Here is a 26,092-nt window from a genome sequence, read left to right as displayed (position 1 = left end):
CCTCCGAGTCATGGCGGCACGGGAGCAGCGCGCGGGTGGGAGATTTACGCCAGCTTCCTGGTCAGCAGCGAATTGACCAGGTCGGGGTTCGCCTTGCCGCCGGAGGCCTTCATCACCTGGCCGACGAAGAACCCGAGCAGCTTCGCATTGCCCGCGCGGAAGCGGGCCACCTCGCCGGGGTGCCCGGCGATGATCTGGTCGATCATGCGCTCCACGGCGCCCGCGTCGGCGACCTGCCGGAGCCCTCTCTGCTCCACGATCGCCCGCGGACTACCGCCCTGCTGCACCATTTCAGCGAGCACGTCTTTCGCGATCTTCCCTGAAATGGTCCCGTCATCGATCAGCGCCTGAAGCTCGCCGATCTGCGCACCTGAGAAGGGCAAGTCGTCTACCTTTCTGTCCTTCAGCTCACGCGAGAGCGAGTGAATGATCCAGTTGGCGGCGCCCCTCGGGTTGTCGTGCGCGGCCACGGCCCCCTCGAAGAGCCGGAGCAGGCCGTCGTCCTCGGCCAGGACGACGGCGTCGTCGCCCGGGATCCCGCGCGCCTCGATGAGGTGCCTGGCCTTCCGGGCGCGCGCCAGGTCGAGCCGCGCGAGCCGCTCCTCGAGGGAGGCGCGCTCGCCCCTCGGCTTCGCGGGCTGGGGCCTCTCGGGCGCGGGCGCCGCGGCCTCGGGCCTCTCGGCCGCTCCCCGGGGTCCGGGCGCCGCGGCCTGGGCGGGCCTCGGCTCGGCCCGCCTCCCCCACGAGTCCTTGAGCGCCACCGTGCGATTGAACACGGGCGCGCCGGGCGCGGAGTCGACCGGATCCACGAAGAAGAACCCCTGACGCTCGAACTGGACGTGGCTCCCCTTCTCCACCGTGGACAGGCTCGGCTCCACGCAACATCCGGTCAGGGTGACCAGCGAACTTTTATTCAAGTTATCCAGAAAGTCCTGACCTTCATCGACCGCGTCGGGCCGTTCGACCGCGAAGAGCCGGTCGTAGAGCCGCACCTCGGCGGGGATCGCGTGGGCGGCGGAGACCCAGTGCAGCGTCCCCTTCGGCCGGCGGCCGTCGGGCGCGGCCCCGTCCTTCCAGGGCGGCTCGTAGGTGCAGCGGAGCTCGACCACCTCGCCGGAGGTCGGGTCTTTCACCACCTCGCGGCAGGTGATGAACCCGGCGTACCTGAGCCGCACCCTCTGCCCGGGCGCGAGGCGGAACCACTTGCTGGGTGGTTCCTCGAGGAAGTCGTCGCGCTCGATGTAGAGCACCCGCGAGAAGGGGACCTTGCGGGAGCCCTGCTTCGGCACGTCCTCGGGCCAGTAGGGTGCGTCGATGTCCTCCACCTTCCCCTCGGGGTAGTTCTCGAGGACGACGCGGAGCGGGCGCAGCACCGCCATGACGCGCGGGGCGCGGAGGTTCAGGTCGTCGCGGATGCACGACTCGAGCTTCGCGATGTCGACCACGCTGTTCGCCTTGGCGACGCCGATCTCCTCGCAGAAGGCGCGGATCGCCTCGGGCGTCACGCCGCGGCGCCGGAGCCCGGCGAGGGTGGGCATGCGCGGGTCGTCCCACCCCGTCACGTGCCCCCCCTTCACGAGCGCGAGCAGCTTCCGCTTGCTCATCACCGTGTAGTTCAGGTTGAGCCGCGCGAACTCGTACTGCCGGGGGCGGGACGGGACGTCGAGCTGGTCGATGATCCAGTCGTACAGCTCCCGGTTGTTCTCGAACTCCAGCGTACAGATGGAATGGGTGATCCCCTCGATCGCGTCCGAGAGGCTGTGGGCGAAGTCGTACAGCGGGTAGATGCACCAGGCGTCGCCCGTCCGGTAATGGCGCGCCCGCTTGATGCGGTAGATCGGCGGATCGCGCATCTTCATGTTGGGAGCGGCCATGTCGATCTTGGCCCGGAGCACGTGCTCGCCCTCCGCGAACTCCCCGACTCTCATCCGCGCGAAGAGATCCAGGTTCTCCTCGACAGACCGGTTCCTGTACGGGCTCTCTCTCCCGGGCTCGGTCACGGTGCCGCGGAGCTCGCGCGTCTCGGCCTCGCTCAGGCTGCACACGTACGCCTTGCCCTTCCTGATGAGCTCCACCGCGAACGCGTACAGCCGCTCGAAGTAATCGGACGCGAAGAAGAGCTCGCCGCCCCAGTCGCACCCGAGCCAGCGCACGTCCCGCTGGATGGACTCCACGTACTCCAGGTCCTCGGCCGCAGGGTTCGTGTCGTCGAAGCGCAGGTGGCACGCGCCGCCGAAGTCGGCCGCCAGCCCGAAATTCAGCAGGATGGATTTCGCATGTCCGATGTGGAGGTAACCGTTCGGCTCGGGTGGAAACCGGGTCACCACCCGCTGGTGCCTGCCCGCGGCGAGGTCTTCGGCGATGATGGTGCGGATGAAGTTCGAAGGGGCGGCGCCGCTATCGCCGTCGTTCGATCGGGGGCTCGACGTTGTCACAGGTCCTCTCACCTCGGCTCGGGCGGCGGGGACGGGCGCGACCAGGCGCGACCGGGCGCCGCCGCCGAGCGGAGCCTACTCGAACGGCACCTGCCGGACCACCGCGGAGAGGGCGCGGCCTTTCGCGCATCGACGCGGACGGGCGTGGGCCGGCCGGCGGGTGGGTGGGGGGCCTCTGCGGCTCACCTGCGGGGCTTGCGTTCCGGCGAGCCCACGTTGTGGCTCGCCTCCACGCCAGCCCCTCCGGTGAGCCGCAGAGGCCCCCCACCCACCCGCCGGCCGGAGCGACGGTGCACGGGCGGGCCGGAGGATAGGCGGGCGGGCTGGAGAACGCGCGGGCGGGGCGCGGCGCACCCGGGAAGGAGCGCCCCCCGCCGGCGCGCGGCCGCCGCTCAGAACTGGGCGGCCTCGGTCGACTCGTGCAGGGCCAGCGTGGACGCCGCGCCGCCCGAGATCACCTGGGCGACCTCGTCGAAGTAGCCCGTCCCCACCTCGCGCTGGTGGCGCGTCGCGCTGTAACCGAACTGCTCGCCGGCGAACTCGGCCTGCTGGAGCTCGGAGTACGCCGCCATGCCCCGGCGCTGGTACTGCCTGGCGAGCTCGAACATGCCGTGGTTCAGCGAGTGGAACCCGGCGAGGGTGACGAACTGGAACTTGTACCCCATCGCGCCGAGCTCGCGCTGGAAGCGCGCGATGGTCGCGTCGTCGAGGTGCTTCTTCCAGTTGAACGACGGAGAGCAGTTGTACGCGAGCAGCTTGCCCGGGAACTGCTTGTGGATCCCCTCCGCGAACCGCTTCGCCTGGTCGAGGTCCGGCGTCGACGTCTCGCACCACACGAGGTCGGCGTACGGCGCGTAGGCGAGCCCGCGCGCGATCGCCGCCTCGAGGCCGCCCTTCAGCACGTAGAAGCCCTCGGGCGTGCGCTCGCCGGTGATGAACGGCTTGTCGCGCGGATCGATGTCCGACGTGATCAGCTTGGCGCTGTCCGCGTCGGTGCGGGCGACGAGGACCGTGGGGACGCCCATGACGTCGCTGGCGAGGCGGGCCGCGACGAGGGTGCGAATGAACTGGCTGGTCGGGACGAGGACCTTGCCGCCCATGTGCCCGCACTTCTTCTCGGAGGCGAGCTGGTCCTCGAAGTGCACGCCCGAGGCGCCCGCCTCGATCATCGCCTTCATCAGCTCGAACGCGTTGAGCGGCCCGCCGAAGCCGGCCTCCGCGTCGGCCATGATGGGGGCGAGCCAGTAACGCCCCGATTTGCCCTCGGCGGCCTCGATCTGGTCCGCGCGGAGGAGCGCCTGGTTGATCCGGCGCACCAGCGTCGGCACGCTGTTCGCCGGATACAGGCTCTGGTCGGGGTACATCGTCCCCGCCTCGTTGTTGTCGGCGGCCACCTGCCACCCGCTCAGGTAGATGGCCTTGAGGCCGGCGCGGACCTGCTGCATCGCCTGGTTGCCGGTGAGGGCCCCGAGCGCCGCCACGTAGGGCTCGCTGTGCATGAGGTTCCAGAGCCGCTTGGCCCCGAGGGTCGCGAGCGTGTACTCGATACGCACCGTCCCGCGGAGGCGCGCGACGTCGGCCTCGGAGTACGGACGGACGACGCCGTTCCATCGGCCGGGGGCGAGATCGCTCTGGGTCGCGTGCAGCGCGTCGGCGGAGATCGGCGTGTTGAGCGGGAAAGCAGCGGACATGTCTGGGCTCCTGATGCGTTTGGGTTACGGGCGGCCGCGGCCGCTGTGCTGTTGTCGAATCATCCGGGCCGAGCTCACGAGCGCTGTTCCTTGTCCCCGGAGACCAGGAGCTCGTAAGCCGGCAGGGTGAGGAATTCCTCGAACGTGTCGCCGATCGACAGGCGCTCGAAGAGCGCGCGCGCCTCCGAGAAGCGGCCCTTGTCGAAGCGCGCCTCGCCGAGCGCGCCGCGGAGCGCCGCCATCTCGCTCTCCATGACGGCGCGGAAGCGCGCCTCCGTGAGCGGCGCGCCGTCGTCCAGCGTCGCCTTGTGGCGGATCCACTGCCAGACCTGGGTGCGGGAGATCTCCGCGGTGGCCGCGTCCTCCATCAGGTTGTAGAGCGGGACGCAACCGAGGCCGCTGATCCACGCCTCGAGGTACTGGACGCCGACCCGGATGTTGTGACGCAGACCCGCCTCGGTGCGCACGCCAGGCGGGACCTGCAAGAGGTCTGCCGCCGTCACGCGCACGTCCTCGCGCTTCCTCTCGATCTGGTTCGGACCGGGCATGTGCGCGTCGAACACCTCGCGCGCGAGCGGCACGAGCCCCGGGTGCGCGACCCACGTGCCGTCGTGTCCGTCCTTGACCTCGCGCAGCTTGTCCGCGCGCACCTTCTCGAGCGCGACGCGGTTCGCCTCGGGGTCGCTCTTGATCGGGATCTGCGCGGCCATGCCGCCCATCGCGTGCACGCCGCGGCGGTGGCACGTCTTCACGAGGAGCTGGGTGTACGAGCGCAAGAAATGCTGCTCCATCGTCACCAGCGCGCGATCCGGCATCACGCAAGCCGGGTCGTTCCGGAGCTTCTTGATGAAGCTGAAGATGTAGTCCCAGCGACCGCAGTTGAGCCCCGCCGAGTGCTGACGCAGCTCATGGAGGATCTCGTCCATCTCGAACGCCGCGGGCAAGGTCTCGATGAGGACCGTCGCCTTGATCGTGCCTGCGGGCAGGCCGAGCGCCTCCTGCGCGAACAGGAAGATGTCGTTCCAGAGCCGCGCCTCGAGGTGGCTCTCCATCTTCGGCAGGTAGAAATAAGGGCCGGTGCCGCGACGGACGAGCTCGCGCGCATTGTGGAAAAAGAAGAGCCCGAAATCGAAGAGCCCGCCCGGCAGCGGCTTCCCGTCGAGCTCGACGTGCTCCTCGAGGAGGTGCCACCCGCGCGGGCGAACGAGGAGGGTCGCCAGCCTGTCGCCGAGGGCGTAGCGCTTGCCCGTCGTCGGATCCTCGTAACGGAGCTCGCGGCGCACGGCGAGCCTCAGCGCCGCCTGCCCCTCGATGAGGTTCTTCCACGTGGGCGACGTGGCGTCCTCGAAGTCCGCCATGAACATGTTCGCGCCCGAGTTCAGCGCGTTGATGATCATCTTCGGATCGACCGGGCCGGTGATCTCCACGCGCCGGTCGAGGAGGTCCGCCGGCAGCGGCGCCACCTTCCAGTCGCCCTCGCGCACCTCCCGCGTCTCGCGGAGGAAATCGAACCGCTCGCCCGCATCCAGCCGCGCCTGCACGTCGCGACGACGACCGAGCAACGCCGGCACCCGGTCGGCGAACTTCCGCCCGAGCTGAGCGAGGAAGCGGAGGGCCTCCGGTGTGAGGACGGATTCATCTCCCGCCACCCGCGGAGCGAGGAGGCGGAGGTTCGGGGTCTCATGATTCTGGCTCATCCACATCTCCTGCAACGCTTCGCGTCGTTACAACGACCTTATGTTTGTCGACGCGGTTTCTGCGTCAACTTCGCATTGAAATTCAATCGGACAACGATGTTGACAAAAGACCTTTACAACCAGTCAACGAGTAAACTATTGTAAATTTCCATCGCGGTGAGCTGGTCCTAGGCGCCAGTTCAGTAAGGAAAGCTACGTTCGGGAGGGTCCCCATGGCCGATACGCCTCTTCTTGGAGCCAAGGTCCGTGCGCTCCGGCGTCGCGAGCACATGACGCAGGTCGATCTGGCGGAGCGCCTCGGCGTATCGGCGAGCTATCTGAATTTGATAGAAAACAACCGCCGTCCGTTGACCGCGCCACTGCTCATCCGTCTGGCCCAGATATTCCAGCTCGATCTCCAGACGTTCGCCTCGGAAGAGGACGTCCGGCTGACGGCCGATCTCCACGAGGTCTTCGGCGACCCGATCTTCGAGAGTCACGGGCTGACGAACGCGGATCTGCGGGAGCTCGTCGCGACGTCACCGAATGTCGCGCGCGCGGTGCTCACGCTGTACCGCTCGTACGCGTCGACCCGGGAATCTTTGGATACCCTGGGAGAGCGGCTGGCGGGCGACGGGTTCATCGGGGTCGACAACTCGCGGCTGCCGTCGGAGGAGGTCAGCGACCTCATCCAGCGCCGGATGAACCACTTCCCCGAGCTCGAGGAGGGCGCCGAGGCGCTCTGGCGCGAGGCCGAGCTCGACGCGGACGACGTCTACCGCGGCCTCGTCCGGTACCTCCACGCGACGCGCGGTATCGAGGTGCGCATCGTGCGCGTCGCGGACGAGCGGCAGGCGATGCGGCGGTATGACCCGGACAGGCGCGTGCTCAGCATCTCCGAGGTACTGCCGCCCCGCAGCCGCCGCTTCCAGCTCGCGCACCAGGTCGGCCTCTTGACGCAATCCGCGGCCATCGACCGCAGCCTCCGCGACGAGAACCTCACGACCCCGGAGTCCCGCGCGCTCGCGCGCGTCGCGCTGGCCAACTACTTCGCCGCGGCGGTCCTCATGCCCTACCAGCCGTTCTTCGAGGCGGCGCGCACCGAGCGGTACGATATCGAGCTGCTCGCGCACCGCTTCGGCACGAGCTTCGAGCAGGTGTGCCACCGGCTGACGACGCTCCGCCGCCCCGGCGCCGAGGGCGTGCCGATGCACATGGTCCGCGTCGACATCGCGGGCAACATCTCGAAGCGCTTCAGCGGCTCGGGCATCCGCTTCGCGCGCTTCAGCGGGGCGTGCCCCCGCTGGAACATCCACGCCGCGCTCATGACGCCCGGCATGATCCGGATCCAGCTCTCGCAGATGCCCGACGGCGCGGTGTACTTCTGCATCGCGCGCACGGTGCGCAGCGACCGCGGCGGCTACCACGTGCCCCACACCGTGTGGTCGATCGGGATGGGCTGCGACGTGCGCTACGCCCGGGAGCTCGTCTACGCCGACGGCGTCGACCTCGACAACCTCGACGCGGCCGTGCCGGTCGGCGTGACGTGCCGGACCTGCGAGCGCCTGGACTGCGCGCAGCGCGCGCTGCCGGCGCTCCAGCACCCGCTGCGCCTCGATGAGAACCGGCGGGGGGTCTCGTTCTACGCGTCCGTCGAGAAGTGACGGCCCCGGCCGGCCCGCCGGAGGTAGGGGCCCCCTGGGGTGCCCCCCTCCGGGGCTTGCGTTCCGGCGAGCCCCTGTCGTGGCTCGCCTGCACTCCAGCCCCTCCGGGGAGCACCCCAGGGGGCCCCCACCTCCGGCGGGCCGGCTCTGCTCGGCCCGCCTGGCCGAGGTGCTCGGGTGGGCCTGCTTTGCTCGGCGCTCTGGCCGAGGTGCTCGGGAATGCCGCCTCGGGCGGGGCTGCTCAGCCCGTCTGGCCGAGGAGCTCGTTCAGCGTGGACACCAGGCGGGCCACGTCGACGGGCTTGATCAGGTGCGCGTGGACCCCGGCCGCGCGGCTCTTCTCGCGATCGTCGTCGCTGCCGAAGCCGCTCACCACGATCACCGCGCGCGGCTTCGCCTCGAGCGACGCGGCGAGATCGAGGCCGCTGCCGTCCGGGAGCGATACGTCCGTCACCAGGGCGTCGACCGCGCGCTCGGCGAGCAGCGCGCGCCCCTCGGCGCACGAGCGCGCGATGTCCACGCGAAAGCCCCGGCGGCGGAGGGCCATGCCGAGCAGCGACGCGGTGTCGTCGTCGTCGTCGACGACGAGCACGAGGGGCAGCTCGGCGGTCATCGGGCGCCGCCGGCCTTGCGGGCCGCCTCGCTCAGCGGCCACTCCAGGGTGATGCGCGTCTCCGCGCCGGCGCGCTCGACCCGCGCCGCGCCGCCGTGCGCCCTGAGCACGCCGTCGATCACCCGGACGGGCAGCGCCCCCTCGTCGAGCGGATCCGCGCCCGGCGAGAGCGCGGCCTCGAACAGCTCCTCCACCGACGCCGTGTCCGAGTCGCTCGTCACCACCACGCGCGCCACCTCGCCGTGAGCCCCGAGCTCCACGGCGACCCGCGAGCGGGCGGCGCGCAGGGCGAGCATGAGCGCGTCCGCGAGCGCCGCGGTCATCGAGGAGGGGTGCGCGAAGCCGCGCAGCGGCGCGAGATCGAGCGCCACGGTGACCTGGCGCCGCCCGTACACGAACGACGCCTCCGCGACGGCCTGGCGGACGAGCGCCTCGACGTCCAGGAGCTGCACCGGGGCGTCCATCTGCCGCGCCAGCTCCGACGCGACGGTGTAGCGGTCGGCGAGGCGCAGGAGGCGGCGCACGCCGCGCCGCGCCATCGTGAAGAACGCCGCGTTCCGGGCGGTGGTCTCGCCGTCCAGCGCCTGCTCGAGCTCGTCGAGCGCGCCGGAGACGACGCCCGCGGGCCCTCGCACGTCGTGACCGGTGCGCGCGAACAGCTTGTAGACCGACTCAGGCAACGCCTTCTCCGCCATTCTTCTTCGACGCCTCGCGCCCCTGTCAGCTCAGCGAAGAGCTCGCCGATCCCGGTGAAGAGGCGACCTTGTCCTTGTCCAGGGCTTCGTCACCGCCGGAGCCATCCTGCTCCCCGTACCGCTCCAGCTTCCGGTAGAGGGTGCGCCGGTCGAACCCGAGCATCTGGGCGGCGCGCGACTTGTTCCCGCCGACGAGCGCGAGGACGCGCTTGATGTAGCGCTTCTCGAGCTCGTCCATGGTCATGATCTCCGCCGGCTCGTCGACCGCGACGACGAAGCGGTCGGGCCGGTACGCCTGGACCTTCTCCGGCAGGTCCTCGACCGTGATCTGCTCGAAGCGGGCGAGCGCGACGGCGCGCTCGATGCTGTTCTCCAGCTCGCGCACGTTGCCCGGCCAGTTGTACGCGGTGAGCTTCTCGGCGGCCGCGGTCGAGAGCGAGAGCACGCCCTTGCCGCTGCGGGACGAGAACTTCTCGAGGAAGTGCATCGCGAGGTGGAGCACGTCGGTCCCGCGCTCGCGCAGCGGCGGCAGATCGATCTTGACGACGTTGACGCGGTAGTAGAGGTCCTCGCGGAACCGCTTCTCGTACACCTCGGTCTCGAGGTCGCGGTTCGTGGCGGTGACGATGCGGGCGTCGAAGGGGATCTCGGCGTTGGAGCCCACGGGGCGCACCTTCCGCTCCTGGAGCGCGCGCAGGAGCTTCGGCTGGACCTCGAGCGGCATCTCCCCGATCTCGTCGAGGAAGATGGTGCCGCCGCTCGCCTCCAGGAACAGGCCGGTGCGCTGGGTCTTCGCGTCGGTGAAGGCCCCGCGCGCGTGGCCGAACAGCTCGCTCTCGAGCAGCGCCTGGGGCACGGCGGCGCAGTTGACGGCCACGAAGGGGCCGGGGCGGCCGCTGGCCTCGTGGATCGCGCGCGCGATGAGCTCCTTGCCGGTGCCCGTCTCGCCGTGCACGAGCACGGACGCGTCGCTCCGCGCGACCCGCCCGATCAGGTCGTACACGCGCTTCATCGCGGGGCTGCGCCCGACGAGCCCCTTGGTGTGCTGGACGTCGTGGGCCGCCTCACGCAGGCGCCGCACCTCGGCGCGGAGCCGCCGGTGCTGGACGGCCCGGGAGACGGTGAGCCCGAGGAGGTTCGCGTCGAGCGGCTTCGTGACGAAGTCGAACGCGCCGGCGCGCATCGCGGAGATCGCGGTCTCCAGGCTCCCGAGCGCCGTCATGACGATGACGAGCATGTCGGGCCGCGCCCCGAGGATGCGCTCGCAGAGCTCCAGGCCGCTCATCTCGCTCATGCCGACGTCGGTCAGCACGACATCGAAATCGTCCTCGCTGACGAGCTCCAGCGCGCTCTTGGCGGAGGTGCGAGCTGCCACGGAGAACTCCTGCCTCTTGAGGAGGGCTTCGACCAGATCACACGTCGCTTCGTCGTCGTCGACGACGAGTATCCTGCCGCTCATCGCGTGTCCTTCCCCGGCAGCTCCGTCGGTCGACCGCTGCCCTGCCTGAAGTTGCAGGGACCGTGCCACGGAGATACCGCGCCATCAAGCCCAGGCGGAGCGAGCTCCGCGGCGACCCGACGTGACGTTTCGCCACACCTGCGCGTTCCTGCCTCGGGCGGCTCCGCGCTGCGGCCGAGAGACGCCGACCATGACGTCTCCGCGGCGCGGCGAGAGCGCGCCGCCCTCGGGCGCGCCCCAGGACGCGGCCCACTTTCGCTCCGGCGAACCCAGCCGGCATGGCGCTTGCTCGACTCCGCATCATGAAGAAGAGGGGGAAGAAAGGCGGACGCCGCGGCGAGGCGTGCCTGCTCATCGCTGAGTCCGGCGCTCCGTGGGTCGAGTGCGCCGCGTGGCTGCGCACCCGGACGCCCGAGCTGGAGACGGTGGTTCAGCTGCCGGACGAGCCCCCTTCGACCTTCTTCTCGCGCCTCCTGGACCGGCTCCGGCGGGCGAACCGGGTGAGCACGGCCGTGTTCGTGGCGGCGGCGGCGTCGACCCGGCTGACGCTCCGGTCCTCGCTCCTGCGCGCCCTGCTGGGCGCGCTCCCCGGCGTGAAGCGCGTGATCCTGTGCCCGGGCTCGGATCCGCGGGCCCCTGCGGCGCGCGAGCTCGCCGGCCTGTCGCTGACGGTGCGCGAGCTGCTCGGCGGCGACTCCGTCACCATCTCGCTCGCGGGGCCCCGCGGCGAGCCGCTGCGGGGCCTCGCGCACCTCTCGGCCGCCTGAGCGCGGCGCGCCGGGGACAGCGAGCCTCCTCTCACCGCCTCGACACCTCGAACCACGTTTTGCCGGGAGAAGAACGCATGAAGGCAACACAGGTCTTGAAGGCGCAGCACCGCGAAGCCGAGAGGCTGTTCGAGCTGGTCCTGTCGGGCACGGGGGATGTCCGAGGGGCGGCGGACGAGCTGACAAGGCACCTGCTCGCCCACATGCTCGCCGAGCAGGTGGTCCTCTTCCCGGAGCTGCTCGCCATCGAGCCGGATCTCGTCCGCGGGGCCTGCGAGGAGCACACGGTCGCGCGGTTCGAGATCCGGCGCGTCGTCGACACCCTGCCTGGCGACCCGACCTTCAAGGCCAAGCTCGTCACCCTGAGGGAGCTCGTCTCCCATCATGCCGAGGAGGAGGAGCGAGCGCTCCTGCCGAGGGTCGAGGGGGAGCTCTCGGACGACATGAACGAGCGGCTCGGCGAGCAGATGCAGGAGCTCTTCGACGCGCTCGTCGCGCACGCCCGCCGCACCCGGAATCCGGGCCTCGCCTCGAAGCACGTCGCCACCGCGGCGTGACGCCCGGCCGGCCGGAGAGCCGGTGAGGCTACCGTGCCCCAGGCGCCGGGCCGCCTCGTCGGGTCGCCCGGCCGAGGAGGGTCGACCGTCAGGGGTTCGTCCCCGGCGCGTCGCCGGGGCCCGTGGGGCCGCCGTGCGAAGGTCCGTAGCCGTGGGACTCTCCATAGCCGAGATCCTCGGGGACCATGGTGTCCGCCGGGGTCGGCGGGTCGGACGAGGCGGCGCTCCGCGCGTCGTTCACGGTGATCTCGTGAATACCGCGCTGGAGCTCCACCTCCTCCATGTCCGCGCCGCACGCCCGGCAGGGCGCGGCCGCCGTGGACACGAAGATGTACCGGCGGCCGCAGGCATTGCAGCGGAGCTCTCGGATCATGGCCGGCTCGCCACGCTCAACCGGGCCTGCCGCCCCGCGCCGCCTCCTCGGCGTCGCGCAGCGCGTCGCCCTCGGGGCCGTCCAGCGCGCGGGCCGCCTCCTCGCCGAGCGCCTCGGCGTCGCCGCGCTTCACCGACTGCTCCACCGCCTTGCGGTAACGCCGGTCGGCCGTCCGGTCGCCCTCTCCTTCGATGCCCGTGGACGGGCCCTCTCCAGAAACCTTCCTGTCATCCATGAATTCCTCCTGATGTCGAGTCGCCGGTCCGCGGAGGGCCCCGCGCTCAGACGCGCCGCCTGGCCTCCTGGATCGCGCGATCGAGCGCCTCGACCCGCTCCGTCACGCCCTTCTTCACCTGTTCAAGATCCGTGCTCGTCGCCGCATCGAGATCGCGCAGGCTCCTGCGGACCGCCTCCGACTTGTCCTGGAGCTCCTTCACGACCCTGTCGGCCTCGGCCTTCGACATCTTCTTCTCGAGCTGCTGACGCAGCTCGGCCACGTCCTTCTCGAGGGCCTCGACCCTGCGTGTCGTGGCCTCGCGCACGTCCGCGCGCGCCTTCGCGAGCTCCGCCTGAGCCTCCACGGTCTTCTCACGCGCCTCGAGGGCCGCGTCGTTGAGCTTCTCGGCGGCCTCCCGGAGCGCGGAGTCGGTCTCCCGCTCGGCCCGCTGGTCGATCTCGGCGACCTTCCTGTCCAGCTCGTTCGACACCTCCGCCGCCCGCTGCTCCGCCTCGCGCTGCGCGCGCTCGGCCTTGGCCTGCGCGTCCGCGGGCGACTCGCAGCCCGCGAAGAGGCTCGTGACGATGGCGATGGGAAGGAACGTTCGGATGGTCAACATGGCAATCTCCTCTGGTCTGCGGTCAGGCCCCGACGTCGAACCCTGGAGAGCGCCGGACGCGGCGCGCCGGCCCCATCGAGGCTGCCCGGGATGGTCTCTCTGCGCCCGGGTGCGTCTCCCCACAGGCATTGCGACGGGCGTGCCACGCAGAGCGCGATACTCCGGCTGAGCACGACGACCCCCCATCGGATGAATCGGTATTCCGGCGCCTCGACACGGGAGGACGGACGGGTCGCATTCGCTCGTTCCCCGCGTCGGCACCTCGCTCGCCGTGTCCGCGGGTCGTAGCCGCCAACTCCGTCTTGATTCGACGGCGCCTGTCACGTCGCTGCGTCCATCGTGCCGCCGACGTCCGATGGAGACGAACACGACAGCACCTCGCGTCATGCAGCGGGCTCACGTCGGATTCCGTCCAGCGGCGCACGACAGCGAAGCGCGTGCGGCAAACCGCCTCATCCGTGACGCAACGCACCGCACATCACGAGAGCAACCCGATGTCCATGACCGGCGCAAAATTTGCTTAGCCGGACCGAGGGGGGAGCCAGGTCCAGATGAGCGTCCCCGGCGGAAGCGGGCTCGACGGGGGGCGCGGGGCGCGCGCCACGCGGACGCGGAGGTCGCCAGCCCGACGCCCCGCGCTTTGCGGCGGCGGGGCGTCTTGTGGCGCTCGCTCAGCTCACCGAGTATGCCGTGCGCGCTGACGCCACCCGAGGTCGATGTCGCCCACGATCGCTCGCAGCTCGCCGCCCGATCCCCTGAGGGGGATGACCGTCGAGACGGAGCCCAGGCCGCGACCGATCCCACCATGACGATGCCGCTCTCCACGCTGATCAGGGCCCGCCGCGAGGCGATCATCGAGCGGTTCGTCGGCGAGCTGCGCCGCCAGGGGACCGCGGCGCCGGAGACGCGGGAGCCGCTGCTCCTCCACGCGCTGCCGAGCTTCCTCGACGAGGTGGCCGCCCGCCTGGAGGACGGCGTGCCGCCGAGCGGCAGCGACGGGGCGGCGCACGCCCAGGGTGAGGCAACGTGGGCCCCCGGCTTCGACCTGGAGGGGACGATGCGCGAGTACGGCGTCCTCCGGCGCGCCATCCTCCGGGAGATCCGGGAAGCGGGGCTCACGCCGAAGCCGGGCGAGGTGGAGGCGCTCTCCGACTGCGTGGACGCCCGCATCGCCAGGGCGGTCAGCGAGCACGCGCGGCGCCAGCGGGAGGCGCTCGAGGCCGAGCGCCGGCGCGCCGAGCTCGAGCGGGGCCAGAGCGGCGCGCTGCTCTCCCAGGCGCCCGCGCCGATCTGCCTCCTCCGGGGCGAGGGCCTCGTGCTCGAGCTCGCGAACCCGCCCTTCTGTCAGATGGTCGGCCGCGACGATCTCCTCGGCAAGCCGCTCGTCGAGGCCGTCCCCGAGCTCCGCGGTCAGGCGCTGCTCACGCAGATCGCGGCCGTGGCGGCGAGCGGCGAGCCCGCGGTCGCCCGCGCGCTCCCGGTGCGGATCGCGCACTGGACCGGCGAGCTCGTGGAGCGGCTGTACGACGTCGTGTGCAGGCCCGTGCACGCCGTGAGCGGCGCCCCGGAGGGCGTCCTCTTGATGGCGCTCGACGTGACCGAGCCGATCGGCGCGCGCCAGAAGGCGGAGCGGCTCGCGCTCGAGCTCCAGCAGAGCGTCGCCCAGCGCCAGCGCGCGGAGCAGGCGCTCCGCGTGAACGAGGAGCGGTTCCGCAGGGCGCTCCGGGGCTCGCCGGTCATGGTGTTCAACCAGGACCGAAACCTGCGCTACACGTGGACGCACAACGCCTTCGGCAAGGCCGAGCGCGAGGTGCTCGGCAAGACGGACGCGGAGGTGCTGGAGGATTTGGACGCGGCGCGGTCGCTCGATCGGATCAAGCGCGAGGTGCTCGCGAGCGGGGTCGGCCAGCGGCGCGAGATCGCCCTGCACGCCGGCGGGCGCACGCAGCACCTCGACCTCTCGATCGAGCCGCTGACCGACGACACGGGCGAGATCGTCGGCATCACGTGCACGGCCACGGACATCACGGAGCGAAAGTCCATCGAGCAGGCGCTGCGGGCGAGCGAGGCCCGGTTCCGCACCGTGAAGGAGGCGTCGCCCGACGGGTTCATGATCCTGCGCAGCGTGCGCGACGCGTCCGGGGCGATCTCGGATTTCGAGTGGGTCTACGTGAACCCGGCCATCGGGCCGATCGTCGGCGGCCGGGGCAAGGACCTCGAGGGCAAGCGGCTGCTCGTCGAGATGCCGGGCAGCGCGCTCGCGAGCGCGCTCGACACGTACGCGCGCGTCGTGGAGACCGGGGAGGCCACCCGGGTCGAGATCTCCTGCGCCCACGACGGCGCCCCGCGGATCTTCCGGGCCATCGCGGTCGCGCTCGGCGACGGGGTCGGCGTCACGTTCCACGACATCACCGAGCAGAAGCGCACCGACGCCGAGCGCGCCCAGCTCCTCGAGCAGGAGCAGCGGGCGCGGCAGCACGCCGAGCAGCTCAACCGGCTCAAGGACGAGTTCCTCGCGACCGTGTCGCACGAGCTGAGGACGCCGCTCCAGTCGATCCTCGGCTGGGCGCGCATCCTGCGGACGGGTGAGGTGGACGCGGAGTCGCTCGACCGGGGGCTCGCCACGATCGAGCGCAACGCCAAGGCGCAGTCGCAGCTCATCGAGGACGTCCTCGACGCCTCGACGATCCTCGCCGGGAAGCTGCAGCTCCGGACCGAGCCGGTGGACGTGCGGCAGGTGCTCGCCACGGCGCTCGACCTGGTGCGCCCGGCGGCGCTGGCGAAGGGGGTCGCGGTCAACGCCTGGGTCCTCGACGACGTGGGCATCTTCCTCGGCGACGCCGACCGGCTGCAGCAGATCGTGTGGAACCTCCTCACGAACGCGGTGAAGTTCACGCCCTCGGGGGGTCACGTCCGGGCCGGGGCGCGGCGCGTCGACGCGATGCTCGAGGTCGAGGTGGAGGACGACGGCGAGGGGATCCCGGAGAGCTTCCTGCCGTTCCTGTTCGAGCGGTTCCGGCAGGCCGACGGGGGGATGACCCGCGCCCACGGCGGGCTGGGGCTCGGGCTCACCCTCGTGCGGCACCTGGCCGAGGCGCAGGGCGGCACGGTGCACGCGGAGAGCGACGGCGAGGGCAAGGGCGCGCGCTTCCGGGTCCGGCTCCCGATCCGCGCCGAGGCGCAGCCGGCGCTCCCGTCCACGCAGCGGCCGGGGAGCGACGGACAGGGGCCTGCCGCGCGCCGCGTGCTCGACGGCATCCGCGTGCTCGTGGTCGACGACGAGACCGACGCCCGCGAGCTGCTCGGCATCATCTTCGTGCGCGCCGGCGCGACGGTGAGCGAGGCCGCCTCCGCCGGCGCGGCGCTCGAAGCGCTCCGCGGGGGCGAGTTCGACGTGCTCATCAGCGACATCGGCATGCCGGGGGAGGACGGCTACGCAATGATGCGGCGGCTGCGCGCCCTCGGGCCCGAGGTCCCCGCGAGCGGCATCCCGGCCCTCGCGCTCACCGCCTACACGCGCATGGAAGACCGCCGCCAGGCGATCGCCGCCGGCTTCCAGATGCACCTGGCCAAGCCGATCGAGCCGAACAGCCTCATCACCGCGGTGGCGCACCTCGTCGGCCGCGCCGGCCACCGCGGCACCTGGCCGTAGCCCGGTCCGCCGCGCGCGCCACCGGACGCGCGTGGCGCCGTCCAGGGCGTCCAGGCCCCACGGCGCCGCCGCGCAGTCGGCCCTTCCCGGCGCTGCGAGCCCACGATAACGTCACCGGCGTCGGAACGGGCCGCGGCCGGGCACGGAGCCCCTGGAAATCGACCCTACCGCGGGCCGGGTGCAGTGCGCAGCAGGCCCTATGCGGTGTCTTCCGTCTCCAAGAGCAGGTGAACGGCCCTCCAGCGCCGTCCCCATCGCACTGCGTCACGTGCAGCGTTGCTCTCGTATGCTATCGACGAGCCTGCGTCGTGCCCCTCCGTGAGGACGTGATGGACGGTAAAATCCTGAATATTATCCTGATCGAGGACGACACCGTCGACGTGATGAACGTCCGGAGGGCGTTCGAGAAGGGCAAGATCACGAACCCGCTCTGGGTCGCGGGCGACGGCGTGGAGGGGCTCGATCTGCTGCGCGGCAACCAGGTGCCCCGGGATCGGCGGCTCGTCCTGCTCGACCTGAACATGCCCAGGATGAACGGCATCGAGTTCCTCCGCGAGCTCCGGTCGGACGTCACGCTGCGGGCGACGCCGGTCGTCGTGCTGACGACGTCGAACGACGATCGGGACAAGGTGGACGCGTACGACCTGAACGTCGCCGGCTACCTGCTCAAGCCCGTCACGTTCATGAGCTTCGTCGAGGTCATGACGGCCATGAACCGGTACTGGACGCTCGTGGAGATGCCTTGAACCAGAGGTTGGTTCGCCTCCTCGTCGTCGACGATGACACCGTGGATCGGCTCGCGATCCTGCGAGCGCTGCGGAGCGGCCGCGTCGACGCCGAGATCCGGGAGGCCGACTCCGTCGACACGGCGCTCGCGGTGCTGTACGAGCAGCAGATCGACTGCGTGCTCCTCGATTTCTACCTGCCCGGCGGCGACGGGCTGGCGGTGATCGAGGCGGCCCGCAAGGCGAAGCTCACGGCGCCGTTCATCATGCTGACCGGGCAGGGGGACGAGTCGCTCGCCGTCGATCTGATGAAGCGCGGCGCGGCGGACTACGTGCCGAAGAACCTGCTGACGCCCGAGCGGCTCGTGCAGAGCCTGCGCTACGTCCTCCGGCTGAACGAGGCGGAGCGCCGCGAGAACGAGGCGCGCCGCGCGCTCGCGCGCCACGCGAGCCAGCTCGCGCAGCTCACCGAGGCGACGCTCCGCATCCACAGGTCGCTCTCGCTCGACGAGCTGATCCAGCGCACCACGGACGAGGCGCGCGCGCTGCTCGACGCGCACGTGGCGGTCGCCCGCCTCGCCGCGCGGGGCGTGGAGCAGCGCTCGATGACGGGCGTCTCGATGTCCGAGGAGTACGCCGCGCGGGAGGACCGCGACAGCGTCCGCGAGATCGCGGTCGGCCTGATCGAGCGGAGGAGCGCGAGCGTCCGGCTGACGGAGGACGAGATCGCGAGCGACCCGACGTGCGCCGACGCGCTCTCGCGCGCGCCGGCCGGGCTGCAGCCGCGCTCGCTGCTCGCGGCGCCGCTGCGCGGCCGGGACGGCCAGTGCATCGGGAGCCTCCAGCTCCTCGATCGCCGCGACGGCCCGTTCGACGAGAGCGACGAGGTGCTGCTCACCCAGCTCGCGCAGTCGGCGTCCGTGGCCCTCGAGAACGCGCGGCTGTACAACGAGGCGCAGGCGGCGACGCGCGCGCGGGACGATCTCCTGGCGATCGTGTCGCACGATCTCCGCAACCCGCTCAACACGATCGCCATCACGGCGTCGCTCCTGCGCAGCGATCTGCTCCAGCGCCAGCAGGGCGAGGAGGACGAGGCGGTCCAGCTCGTCGACCGGATGGACCGCGGGATCCAGCGCATGACGCGGCTCATCGAGGATCTGCTCGACGCGTCGCGCATCGAGGCGGGGCGGCTCGTGGTGTCCCCGCGGGTGGAGCGGGGCGGCAGCCTCGTCCGTGAGGCGCTCGAGGCCGCGGCCTCGCTCGCGGAGGCGAAGGGCTGCAGGGCGGTGCAGGGCGCGATCGACGCGAGCCTGGAGGTCCTCGCCGATCGGGATCGCGTGCTCCAGGTCTTCTCGAACCTGCTCGGCAACGCGCTGAAGTTCACGCCGAAGGGCGGCGTCGTGAGCGTCTCGCTCTGCCGGGTCGCCGGCCTCGCGCGCTTCTCGGTGGCGGACACCGGCCCGGGCATCCCGCCGGAGCATCAGCCCCACCTGTTCGATCGCTACTGGAAGGCCACGCAGGAGTCGCGCACCGGCGCGGGGCTCGGCCTGTACATCGCGCGCGGCATCGTCGAGGCGCACCACGGGGTCATGGCGGTCGAGAGCACCCCTGGGCAGGGGACGACGATCCACTTCTCGCTGCCGCTCGCCTGCTGAGGGCGGCGGACTGACGATCCACGTCTCGCCGGGGCGCGAGGCGGCGGGCTATGGCCGCTTCAGGTGGGGCTCACCGGGGGCGGCGGCGCGCCGGGCGGCGGCGCGCCGGGCGGCGGCGCGTCGACCTTCTTCGCGCGGCGCTTGGCCTCGGCGCGGCGGCGCCGCCCGTAGGCGCTGGTCACCTCGCGCACGATGTCCGGCCGGTCCCGGAACACGAACCGCGCCGCCGCGCGCACCGTCGACATGCGCGAAAGGAGGAGCCCGATCACCTTGTTGCGGAGGACGAGCGCCTCGCGCGCCTTCTCGCTGAGCCCGGCGTTCTCCGCGGGGCGCGCCCGGAGCGCGGCCGCGAGCTCCCTGGCCTCGTCGAGCATGGCCGCGTCGAACCCGCCGAGGCCGTCCATCGCCTCGCGGTGGGGCGCCGCGAGGGCGGCATAGTCGTCGAGGGCCAGCGCGAGCGCATCGGCGGTGGCCGGGTCGCCCGCGTGGGCCTGTCCGAGCTTGGCGAGCCTCGCGTCGTTCTCGTCCTCGACGCCGTCGTCGAACAGCCACTCGAGCGTCGCGGTGATCTCGTCGAGGACGATTTGCCCGCGCTCGAACGGGCTCGCCTTCTTCGGGTCCACGACGAGCAGGTAGCGCGTCCCCGCCTCCACGCCGGCGCGCTGGAGCGAGAGGATCTCCTCGCCGGTCTTCGCGGTCAGCGCGTCCCCGTTCTTCTTCTTGCTCGCCGCCATCTCGAGGCCGCGGCGCACCACCTTCCCGTCCTTCACCTCCGCTTTCCAGTAGGTCTTGTGGAACCTCGCGATATCGACCGCCTCGCCGAACAGCACATGAAGGGGCACGGGGAGGGAGAGCTCGCCGTTTCCCGGAGAGGCGAGCGCCTCGTCCATCCACAGGTGTCGGTGATCATCACGTCCCGCGTCCGATCGGTGAAGACCGCGGCCACGTGATCGCCGGCGTTCACCTTTCACCGCCGGCGCTTGCGCCGATCTGGGCCCCGCTCGCCTCCGCAGCGTAGACGTTGGGCCCGCCGAAAAGTCGAAGGCCCGAGGGCTGCCACCCTCGGGCCTTCTGGAGCTCCGCCTTGTCGGAGTCCCCCACCTTCATCACAAGCCGGGCTCCAGGTCCAGAAATCGGCGGCATGGAGCTCGTTGCCTTCGTCCACCTACCGCCTCGCCCTCTGCGCCTGCTGCCGCGTCCAGCTTCGCCTCTGCCGTCGCTGCGATCGCGGCCAGCGCCTCTGCCTCGACTGCCGCCCGCTCCGGCGTCGTGAGTCGCTCCGCCGCGCCGGCGCCGCCTATCGGACCCGGCTTCGCGCTCGCCGCCTCCATGCCGCTCGCCAGGCCCGGTACCGCGAGCGGCAGCGGGACAAGTTCTCGGCGCAGAAAGTGACGCATCACAGGGTGACGGAAGCCGCGGCCGCGTCGATGTCCCAGGTCGCGCCGGAGATCACCCCCGGCCGAAAGGACAACGATGACGATCGGATCCGAGATGTCGGCCGCTGCTCGCTCTGCGGAGCGCGGCTTCCACACTGGGCCATGCGCGAGCGGCGCGCTCGGCCAGCTCTCCACCGACGCGCTCCCCGCGTCCCACGAGGGCCTCCGCGGTGACGGGAGGTGGCGGTGATCGCCAAGGAGAAGGAGGCCGAGATCCTGCGCCTCTACCACGGCGAGAAGTGGCCCGTTGGCACCATCGCCAGCCAGCTCGGGCTGCACCACACCACCGTGCAGCGCGTGCTCGGGCAAGCGGGCGTCGACCCGAAGGTCGTCGCGCCGCGCCCGTCCATGGTCGACCCGTTCGTGCCCTTCATCGTCGAGCAGCTCGGCAAGTATCCCTCGCTGCGCTCGAGTCGCCTCTTCGTCATGCTCAAGGAGCGCGGCTATCCGGGCGGTCCGGATCATCTGCGCCGAGTGATCTGCCGTCTCCGCCCCAAGAGGCCGGCGGAGGCATTCCAGCGGCTCCGCACGTTGCCGGGCGAGCAAGCGCAGGTTGACTGGGCGCACTTCGGCAAACTGGCTGTCGGCCGGGCTCGGCGACCGCTCTGGGCCTTCGTCATGGTGCTCAGTTACTCGCGGCGGATCTTCCTGCGCTTCTTCCCGGGCGCGGCGATGCCCTTCTTCGTGCGCGGACACGTCGAGGCGTTCGCCGACTTCGGCGGCGTGCCGCGCGTGCTGCTCTACGACAACCTCAAGAGCGCCGTCGTCGAGCGCCACGGCGACGCGATCCGGTTCCACCCCATGCTGCTGGATCTCTCAGCCCATTACCGCTTCGAGCCGCGCCCCGTCGCCGTCGCCCGCGGTAACGAGAAGGGCCGCGTCGAGCGCGCCATCCGCTATGTCCGTGAGGCGTTCTTCGAGGCCCGGGCCTACGCCGACCTCGACGATCTCAACCGGCAAGCGGCCGAGTGGACAAGCTCCGCGGCGCTCGATCGCTCCTGGGTCGAGGACCGCAGCCGCACCGTGCGCCAGGCCTTCGACGACGAGCGCAGCGTGCTCTTGCAACACCCCGACACGCCGTTCCCGGCCCACGAGCGCGTCGAGGTCGAGATCGGAAAGACCCCCTACGCGCGCTTCGATCTCAACGACTACTCCGTCCCCCACGACCGCACGCGCCGCACGCTGGTCGTCTTCGCCGACCTCGATCAGGTGCGCATCGTCGACGCCAACGAGATCGTCGCGACCCACGCCCGCTCGTGGGACCGTGGCCAGCAGATCGAGCAGCCCGAGCACATCCAGCGCCTCGTCGACGAAAAGCGCCGCGCCCGCGAGCACCGCGGCCTCGATCGCCTCGCCCGCGCCGCCCGCAGCAGCCAGGCCTTCCTGCGCATCGTCGCCGAGCGCGGCGACAACGTCGGCAGCGCGATCGCTCGGCTTCTGCAGATGCTCGACGCCGTCGGCGCCGCCGAGCTCGAAGAGGCCCTCGTCGAGGTGCTCGAGCGCGACACGATCCACGTCGGAGCCGTCCGCCAGGTGATCGACCGCCGCCGCTCCGAGCGCCGTCTGCCGCCTCCGGTCTCGATCCCCGTCACGCGCGGCCAGCACGCCAACGTCGTCGTCACGCCGCATTCACTCGCCACCTACGACGCCCTGAAGAAGGACTCGACGCCATGACCGACTTGACGCCCACCGAGACCAAGTCCCGTCTCAAGAGACTCGGTCTCTTCGGCCTGCTCGCCTGCTTGGATGAGCTCGCCGACAAGCCCTGGCTTCACGAGGTGCTCGCCATCGAGGAGCGCGAGCGCCACAAGCGCAGTCTCGAACGCCGCCTCAAGAACTCCCGCGTCGCCACCTTCAAGCCCATGAGCGACTTCGACTGGTCCTGGCCCAAGAAGATCGACCGCGAGGCCGTCGACGACCTGTTCACCCCCGGTTTCGTCGCCACCGGCCACAACGCCGTGCTCGTCGGCCCCAACGGCGTCGGCAAGACCATGATCCTCAAGAACGTCGCTCACCAGGCTGTCGTCCGGGGCCACACGGTCCGCTTCTCGACCGCGAGCGACATGCTCGCCGACCTCGCCGCGCAGGAATCCTCCGCCGCGCTCGCGCGAAGGCTGCGCCGCTACACGGTCCCCGCGCTTCTCTGCATCGATGAGGTTGGCTACCTCTCCTACGATAGCCGCTACGCCGACCTGCTCTTCGAGGTCGTCACCCGTCGCTACGAGGCGCGGAGGCCGATCCTGCTCAGCACGAACAAGGCCTTCTCCGACTGGGGCCAAGTCTTCCCGCACGCCGCGTGCGTCGTCACGCTCGTCGACCGGCTCGTGCACCGCGCCGAGGTGATCGAGATCGAGGCCGAGAGCTACCGGCTCAAGGAAGCCAAGGAGCTGAGCGCCCTCCGCACCAAGCAGCGCCGCGCCAAGAAGCGCTGAGCCGCCTCTTTCCCGGGATACCTCACCGGCATCGGACGTGGATTTCACCGGTGAACTTCACCGGCAGCCGACACGATTTTCACCGGCATCGACTGCGGATTTCACCGGTGAACTTCACCGAATTCCCGCGGGTTGCCGGGATCATCAACAACAGGTCCAGATCGGTCTTCGCTTTGGGCATCGGAATCTCCTGATGTGCCGAGGGATTGTTCATGGGGAGTCAGCATCTCCCCAAGCGTTCCGGGTTAACAGACGCCCGCGGCGAGCGGCAAGACCGCTCGACCGGGATCCCCGAGGAGAGCATGAATTCGACGGCGGCGCGGTGCGGTCCGGGAACCGGACGGCGCCGTCCAGGAACTCAGGCGCGCCGTCCAGGAACCAGGGCGCACCGTCCAGGAACCAGGGCGCGCCGTCCAGGAACCAGGGCGCACCGTCCAGGAACCGGGGCGCACCGTCCAGGAACCAGGGCGCACCGTCCAGGAAACGGGGCGCACCGTCCAGGAACCAGGGCGCGCCGTCCAGGAACTCAGGCGCGCCGTCCAGGAACCAGGGCGCGCCGTCCAGGAACCAAGGCACGCCGTCCAGGAACCAGGGCGCGCCGTCCAGGAACTCAGGCGCGCCGTCTGCTGCATCCAGCCAACGCGCACGTCTTCACGGCGCCATTGGCGCTCGTCCCGGTCCCGTTGCTCGTCCGACGCACGCCCGTGCTCCCCGCGACCATGGCGGTCCATGACGCGCGAGCTCGGCCATGTCGCGGGCGTCGAACGGCTCGGCCGCGGCGAGGTCCTCTGCGCGTCGAACAGCCCCATCGCGCGTTACGGCGGCATACTGTCCCTCACGGTAAAGCCATGGTTCGCCAGCTCCACGCCGTCGCGCTCGTACACCACGCCGGTCGGCGACCGGCGCGGACGCGGAGGCCGAGGCGCACGTCGGCGATACGGATCCATCGTCGTCCACCCGTACGCACTCGGTGAAGGCAAGAACCGTCGTGCGCGGCGCTGTGTGAATGTCTGGGTGCTGATCATTCGCCAATCAGATGGTTGACGAACACTCCCGCCGTGCAACCGACCGCGCACATAGGCACAGCCTGGACGGTGAAAATGTCATCGCGTCCGACTCGCCGGTTTTCTCCTTGACGCCCACGCTACACCCACAGCAAAATGGTTTACGTCCTCCGGCGCGTGTCGCGATCTGGCCAGGCCTTCCGCCATGTCTATGCGCTCACACTGCACGGTATGCCTGCTCTGCGCTTGTTCGCTCGTCGTTGTCCCGGCGCCGGCACAGGCACTCGAGGTCAGCGGTGGCCTGAGTGTGGGCGGGATCCAGGTCGGGACCGAGCCATGACTTGCGGTGAGTCCTTTCGTCGGGTGGCTCTGGCGCAGAGAGAAGGACTTCCGGATCGAAGTCCACAACATGCTCAGCATCGTCCCAGGGGCGCGCGTAGGGGTCTATGATCGAACGGCCGTCACGCTTGGATACGTCACGAAGACAGGCAACGTCAGTCTTGGGCCGTCCCTGGCGATCTACGTGATGCCGGCGTGTGGTGCCATGTGGTGTGACAGCGTGGTGGGTCTCGCACCAGGTGTTCGCGGACAGTCCGACTGGTTCTTTGCTGGGCGCCTGGGCGCGTCCGTGAGCGCCAACGTGGACTGGGTTGGCGGGAATAGCCACTTTCTTCCTGGTGGCTGGGTTGTGATGATTACCGCTGGGCCTGTTTGGAGATTTGGCGGAGAGTCCCAATGAACAAGCCGTTTATTGTTCTATGCTTCGGTCTCGCGGGGTGCAATTTCGATGTCGGCGATTGCTACCTCCGGGGTGAGGGCGAGGGTGGCGCCGGCGGCATCGTCCTCACCGCGACAGGGGCCGGCGGCTACGGGTTCGGCCCGACAGGATCCGGAGGCTTCGGGCCTGTGCCGCCGCTGGAGCCGCAGGGCATGGATCCTCCTCCTCCTCCCGTCTGCAACATCGCGAGCCAGACACCATGTGAGGAAAAATGCGAAGCGGACTCTGAATCTGACAACATTCAGTGTGGAAGGATCGAGAACGAAGCGCAGCGGATAGCGTGTCGGGATAACGCATACGCTAGATACAAGAGCTGTCGAGAGGGTTGCGAGCGGACAAGCAATCGAAGCTGCGATGAGAAGTATCAGGATTGCGTCAACCGCGGGCCGTGGTCTTGTTCAAGACGACGGTCTGGAGACGCAGGCCAAACGAAGTGTCGAACCTGCAATATACGATGCAAGTCCGGGGATCCCCCAACGCCGGATTGCAAAAAGTGCTTGTTCTGAGGTTTCGATGGCTATTCACCTCACTACAGACGAGGACATTCGGAGAGCGGTCCAGCGTGGGCTTCGCCTTCCGGTGCGTTTCATGCGCGATAACGTGCTGGAGGGGCCGTGCGCGTCCGATCCCGAAGACCACTGTGAGCGGCGGTGCGATTATTGGAACCTTCGAGGGCGGGGAAAAACACAATTTCGTTCGCGGTTTTATGATGTCATCGATGCGTTGAAATCGCGGCAGAGGATCGTCGTATGGACGTCCGGGCTGTGGAGGGATAGGCTGATGCTGTGGGCGCTCTGCGCGTGGAGGCTCCGCTATCGGCCCGAGCACCCGGATCTCGACATCGTCGTCCTGGGAGATGCGCCGGAGGATGGGTTTGGCTATGGATTCGTCCACGTGAAGCCGGCTGACGCGCGCCGCGGTCTGGACGACGCGCGCGCTCTATCTCGGACGCGCGTCCAGCACATGGCGCGCTCTTGGCGAAAGGTATCCGGTCGGTCTCCGGTGCTGTCCACCGAGGGGGGGCGTGCAGGTCGAGTGCGGAAGGACCTCGCAGAGCTGGGCACCCACCAAGCGGCATTTTTTCCTCGGGTGGACGGTAGCGCGCTCACCCTATCTTGGGTTGACGAACTCTTGTTCGCGTGTCTCGATAAAGACTGGTCGACGCCCGTGGACGTATTGATGCACCGTTCATCGGCTGGCGAAGAGCTGCGGACTGGTTGGGGGATGCGCATCGGCGATTGCTTTCTCGCCATGCGGCTGCGCCAGTGGGCCGAGCACCGTGGGGCCGAGGCCGCGCTGGAGAGTGTGCCCTACAGGACGGACAGACCACCTATGCTGGAGGCTCGCTATAGGTTGACGGTCGTCGGAGATGAAATAAAGCGACACGGTCTTGCAGACATCGCTCAAGGACCACCGCTGCCGGTGTGGGGTGTCACGGCGTACGACCCGCGGGCGCCTTGGGTCGTCGTGGACTACGGCACAGCGCACCAGCGCATCCAGCGACTTGAAGCGCCCGCCACGCAGGACGCGGAATGACGCGGCGAGGCGCGCGCGCTCCTTGAGAGCGCCCACCGTCGACGCGCCGGTACTCCCAGCGTAGTAGTGGGGCCAGGGCGAGGGCGCCGCGGTTCGACGATCAACGAC

Annotated in this window: 22 protein-coding genes; 10 read left to right on the top strand and 12 right to left on the bottom strand. The window is 70.2% G+C overall.

Annotated elements, in window-relative coordinates; translation table 11 throughout:
* Positions 1-44: 44 nt before the first annotated feature.
* The 3 genes from WMF31_RS40165 to aceB form a co-directional block, all read right to left on the bottom strand.
* Positions 45-2,435, bottom strand: coding sequence for a glutamine--tRNA ligase/YqeY domain fusion protein (locus tag WMF31_RS40165; protein WP_436607163.1), 2,391 nt, complete (start codon positions 2,433-2,435; stop codon positions 45-47).
* A 392-nt stretch (positions 2,436-2,827) separates the two neighbouring features.
* Complete coding sequence (gene aceA / locus WMF31_RS40160) at positions 2,828-4,126, bottom strand: isocitrate lyase (RefSeq protein WP_436607162.1); 1,299 nt, start codon at positions 4,124-4,126, stop codon at positions 2,828-2,830.
* Between the two features lie 74 nt (positions 4,127-4,200).
* Positions 4,201-5,823 carry a malate synthase A gene (gene aceB / locus WMF31_RS40155; protein WP_436607161.1) on the bottom strand — a complete coding sequence of 541 codons (1,623 nt, stop codon included), beginning with the start codon at positions 5,821-5,823 and terminating at the stop codon, positions 4,201-4,203.
* 212 nt (positions 5,824-6,035) lie between these two features.
* Here aceB and WMF31_RS40150 point away from each other — a divergent pair, with 212 nt between their 5' ends.
* Positions 6,036-7,466, top strand: coding sequence for a helix-turn-helix domain-containing protein (locus tag WMF31_RS40150; RefSeq protein ID WP_436607160.1), 1,431 nt, complete (start codon positions 6,036-6,038; stop codon positions 7,464-7,466).
* A gap of 241 nt (positions 7,467-7,707) precedes the next feature.
* Here WMF31_RS40150 and WMF31_RS40145 read toward each other — a convergent pair whose 3' ends face one another.
* The 3 genes from WMF31_RS40145 to WMF31_RS40135 are packed head-to-tail and all read right to left on the bottom strand — an operon-like array spanning position 7,708 to position 10,233.
* Positions 7,708-8,079: a response regulator gene (locus WMF31_RS40145; RefSeq protein ID WP_436607159.1), complete on the bottom strand. Its 372-nt coding sequence runs from the start codon at positions 8,077-8,079 to the stop codon at positions 7,708-7,710.
* On the bottom strand, positions 8,076-8,774 hold the full coding sequence (locus WMF31_RS40140; RefSeq protein ID WP_436607158.1) for a histidine kinase: 699 nt from the start codon (positions 8,772-8,774) through the stop codon (positions 8,076-8,078). The genes WMF31_RS40145 and WMF31_RS40140 overlap by 4 nt, the downstream gene beginning before the upstream one ends.
* A 25-nt stretch (positions 8,775-8,799) precedes the next feature.
* Complete coding sequence (locus WMF31_RS40135) at positions 8,800-10,233, bottom strand: sigma-54-dependent transcriptional regulator (protein WP_436607157.1); 1,434 nt, start codon at positions 10,231-10,233, stop codon at positions 8,800-8,802.
* A 302-nt stretch (positions 10,234-10,535) separates the two neighbouring features.
* Between WMF31_RS40135 and WMF31_RS40130 the strand changes: the two genes are divergently transcribed.
* Positions 10,536-11,000, top strand: coding sequence for a hypothetical protein (locus tag WMF31_RS40130; RefSeq protein ID WP_436607156.1), 465 nt, complete (start codon positions 10,536-10,538; stop codon positions 10,998-11,000).
* Between the two features lie 77 nt (positions 11,001-11,077).
* Positions 11,078-11,557: a hemerythrin domain-containing protein gene (locus WMF31_RS40125; protein WP_436607155.1), complete on the top strand. Its 480-nt coding sequence runs from the start codon at positions 11,078-11,080 to the stop codon at positions 11,555-11,557.
* A gap of 88 nt (positions 11,558-11,645) precedes the next feature.
* Here WMF31_RS40125 and WMF31_RS40120 read toward each other — a convergent pair whose 3' ends face one another.
* The 3 genes from WMF31_RS40120 to WMF31_RS40110 are packed head-to-tail and all read right to left on the bottom strand — an operon-like array spanning position 11,646 to position 12,766.
* Positions 11,646-11,930, bottom strand: coding sequence for a hypothetical protein (locus WMF31_RS40120; RefSeq protein ID WP_436607154.1), 285 nt, complete (start codon positions 11,928-11,930; stop codon positions 11,646-11,648).
* A gap of 16 nt (positions 11,931-11,946) precedes the next feature.
* Entirely contained in the window at positions 11,947-12,165 is a 219-nt protein-coding gene (locus WMF31_RS40115; protein ID WP_436607153.1) for a hypothetical protein, read from the bottom strand.
* 46 nt (positions 12,166-12,211) lie between these two features.
* A complete protein-coding gene (locus WMF31_RS40110) occupies positions 12,212-12,766 on the bottom strand; it encodes a hypothetical protein (protein ID WP_436607152.1) in 555 nt (184 codons plus the stop codon).
* A gap of 805 nt (positions 12,767-13,571) precedes the next feature.
* Between WMF31_RS40110 and WMF31_RS40105 the strand changes: the two genes are divergently transcribed.
* The 3 genes from WMF31_RS40105 to WMF31_RS40095 all read left to right on the top strand — a co-directional run bounded on the left by WMF31_RS40105 (position 13,572) and on the right by WMF31_RS40095 (position 18,798).
* Entirely contained in the window at positions 13,572-16,418 is a 2,847-nt protein-coding gene (locus tag WMF31_RS40105; RefSeq protein ID WP_436607151.1) for a PAS domain-containing hybrid sensor histidine kinase/response regulator, read from the top strand.
* A gap of 329 nt (positions 16,419-16,747) precedes the next feature.
* Complete coding sequence (locus WMF31_RS40100; RefSeq protein WP_129357101.1) at positions 16,748-17,164, top strand: response regulator; 417 nt, start codon at positions 16,748-16,750, stop codon at positions 17,162-17,164.
* A complete protein-coding gene (locus WMF31_RS40095; protein WP_436607150.1) occupies positions 17,161-18,798 on the top strand; it encodes an ATP-binding protein in 1,638 nt (545 codons plus the stop codon). Before WMF31_RS40100 ends, WMF31_RS40095 begins: the two co-directional genes overlap by 4 nt.
* Positions 18,799-18,857: 59 nt before the next feature.
* On the opposite strand, the gene WMF31_RS40090 is transcribed toward WMF31_RS40095, so the two are convergent.
* Positions 18,858-19,640 (bottom strand): hypothetical protein, encoded by a 783-nt coding sequence (locus tag WMF31_RS40090; RefSeq protein WP_436607149.1) that lies wholly within the window; start codon positions 19,638-19,640, stop codon positions 18,858-18,860.
* Positions 19,641-19,904: 264 nt separating this feature from the next.
* Entirely contained in the window at positions 19,905-20,195 is a 291-nt protein-coding gene (locus tag WMF31_RS40085) for a hypothetical protein (protein WP_436601510.1), read from the bottom strand.
* 225 nt (positions 20,196-20,420) lie between these two features.
* On the opposite strand from WMF31_RS40085, the gene istA reads away from it, so the two are divergent.
* Positions 20,421-21,908, top strand: a complete 1,488-nt coding sequence (istA, locus tag WMF31_RS40080) for an IS21 family transposase (RefSeq protein WP_436607148.1) — start codon at positions 20,421-20,423, stop codon at positions 21,906-21,908.
* Positions 21,905-22,666, top strand: coding sequence for an ATP-binding protein (locus WMF31_RS40075; RefSeq protein ID WP_436607147.1), 762 nt, complete (start codon positions 21,905-21,907; stop codon positions 22,664-22,666). The genes istA and WMF31_RS40075 overlap by 4 nt, the downstream gene beginning before the upstream one ends.
* Before the next feature lie 79 nt (positions 22,667-22,745).
* Here WMF31_RS40075 and WMF31_RS40070 read toward each other — a convergent pair whose 3' ends face one another.
* Entirely contained in the window at positions 22,746-22,880 is a 135-nt protein-coding gene (locus WMF31_RS40070; protein WP_436607146.1) for a hypothetical protein, read from the bottom strand.
* Positions 22,881-23,395: 515 nt separating this feature from the next.
* On the opposite strand from WMF31_RS40070, the gene WMF31_RS40065 reads away from it, so the two are divergent.
* Both WMF31_RS40065 and WMF31_RS40060 read left to right on the top strand, forming a co-directional pair.
* Positions 23,396-23,710: a hypothetical protein gene (locus tag WMF31_RS40065; protein WP_436607145.1), complete on the top strand. Its 315-nt coding sequence runs from the start codon at positions 23,396-23,398 to the stop codon at positions 23,708-23,710.
* A 1,518-nt stretch (positions 23,711-25,228) separates the two neighbouring features.
* Positions 25,229-25,984, top strand: coding sequence for a hypothetical protein (locus WMF31_RS40060; protein ID WP_436607144.1), 756 nt, complete (start codon positions 25,229-25,231; stop codon positions 25,982-25,984).
* Positions 25,985-26,092 lie beyond the last annotated feature (108 nt).

It is taken from the genome of Sorangium sp. So ce1036 (assembly GCF_051369805.1).
Classification (GTDB): domain Bacteria; phylum Myxococcota_A; class Polyangia; order Polyangiales; family Polyangiaceae; genus Sorangium; species Sorangium cellulosum_F.
Note: the sequence above shows the minus strand (reverse complement) of the source record. Positions and strands in the feature narration are given on the sequence as shown.

What these genes read in the sequence shown, in the direction of transcription:
- WMF31_RS40120 (WP_436607154.1), bottom strand. Translation starts at nt 11,930, where the DNA reads ATGATCCGAGAGCTCCGCTGCAATGCCTGCGGCCGCCGGTACATCTTC.
- WMF31_RS40130 (WP_436607156.1), top strand. Translation starts at nt 10,536, where the DNA reads ATGAAGAAGAGGGGGAAGAAAGGCGGACGCCGCGGCGAGGCGTGCCTG.
- WMF31_RS40145 (WP_436607159.1), bottom strand. Translation starts at nt 8,079, where the DNA reads ATGACCGCCGAGCTGCCCCTCGTGCTCGTCGTCGACGACGACGACGAC.
- WMF31_RS40070 (WP_436607146.1), bottom strand. Translation starts at nt 22,880, where the DNA reads ATGAACAATCCCTCGGCACATCAGGAGATTCCGATGCCCAAAGCGAAG.
- WMF31_RS40060 (WP_436607144.1), top strand. Translation starts at nt 25,229, where the DNA reads ATGCTGTGGGCGCTCTGCGCGTGGAGGCTCCGCTATCGGCCCGAGCAC.
- WMF31_RS40110 (WP_436607152.1), bottom strand. Translation starts at nt 12,766, where the DNA reads ATGTTGACCATCCGAACGTTCCTTCCCATCGCCATCGTCACGAGCCTC.
- WMF31_RS40125 (WP_436607155.1), top strand. Translation starts at nt 11,078, where the DNA reads ATGAAGGCAACACAGGTCTTGAAGGCGCAGCACCGCGAAGCCGAGAGG.
- WMF31_RS40105 (WP_436607151.1), top strand. Translation starts at nt 13,572, where the DNA reads ATGACGATGCCGCTCTCCACGCTGATCAGGGCCCGCCGCGAGGCGATC.
- WMF31_RS40085 (WP_436601510.1), bottom strand. Translation starts at nt 20,195, where the DNA reads ATGCGTCACTTTCTGCGCCGAGAACTTGTCCCGCTGCCGCTCGCGGTA.
- WMF31_RS40150 (WP_436607160.1), top strand. Translation starts at nt 6,036, where the DNA reads ATGGCCGATACGCCTCTTCTTGGAGCCAAGGTCCGTGCGCTCCGGCGT.
- aceA (WP_436607162.1), bottom strand. Translation starts at nt 4,126, where the DNA reads ATGTCCGCTGCTTTCCCGCTCAACACGCCGATCTCCGCCGACGCGCTG.
- aceB (WP_436607161.1), bottom strand. Translation starts at nt 5,823, where the DNA reads ATGAGCCAGAATCATGAGACCCCGAACCTCCGCCTCCTCGCTCCGCGG.
- WMF31_RS40100 (WP_129357101.1), top strand. Translation starts at nt 16,748, where the DNA reads ATGGACGGTAAAATCCTGAATATTATCCTGATCGAGGACGACACCGTC.
- WMF31_RS40140 (WP_436607158.1), bottom strand. Translation starts at nt 8,774, where the DNA reads ATGGCGGAGAAGGCGTTGCCTGAGTCGGTCTACAAGCTGTTCGCGCGC.
- WMF31_RS40135 (WP_436607157.1), bottom strand. Translation starts at nt 10,233, where the DNA reads ATGAGCGGCAGGATACTCGTCGTCGACGACGACGAAGCGACGTGTGAT.
- WMF31_RS40065 (WP_436607145.1), top strand. Translation starts at nt 23,396, where the DNA reads ATGACGCGCGAGCTCGGCCATGTCGCGGGCGTCGAACGGCTCGGCCGC.
- WMF31_RS40075 (WP_436607147.1), top strand. Translation starts at nt 21,905, where the DNA reads ATGACCGACTTGACGCCCACCGAGACCAAGTCCCGTCTCAAGAGACTC.
- WMF31_RS40115 (WP_436607153.1), bottom strand. Translation starts at nt 12,165, where the DNA reads ATGGATGACAGGAAGGTTTCTGGAGAGGGCCCGTCCACGGGCATCGAA.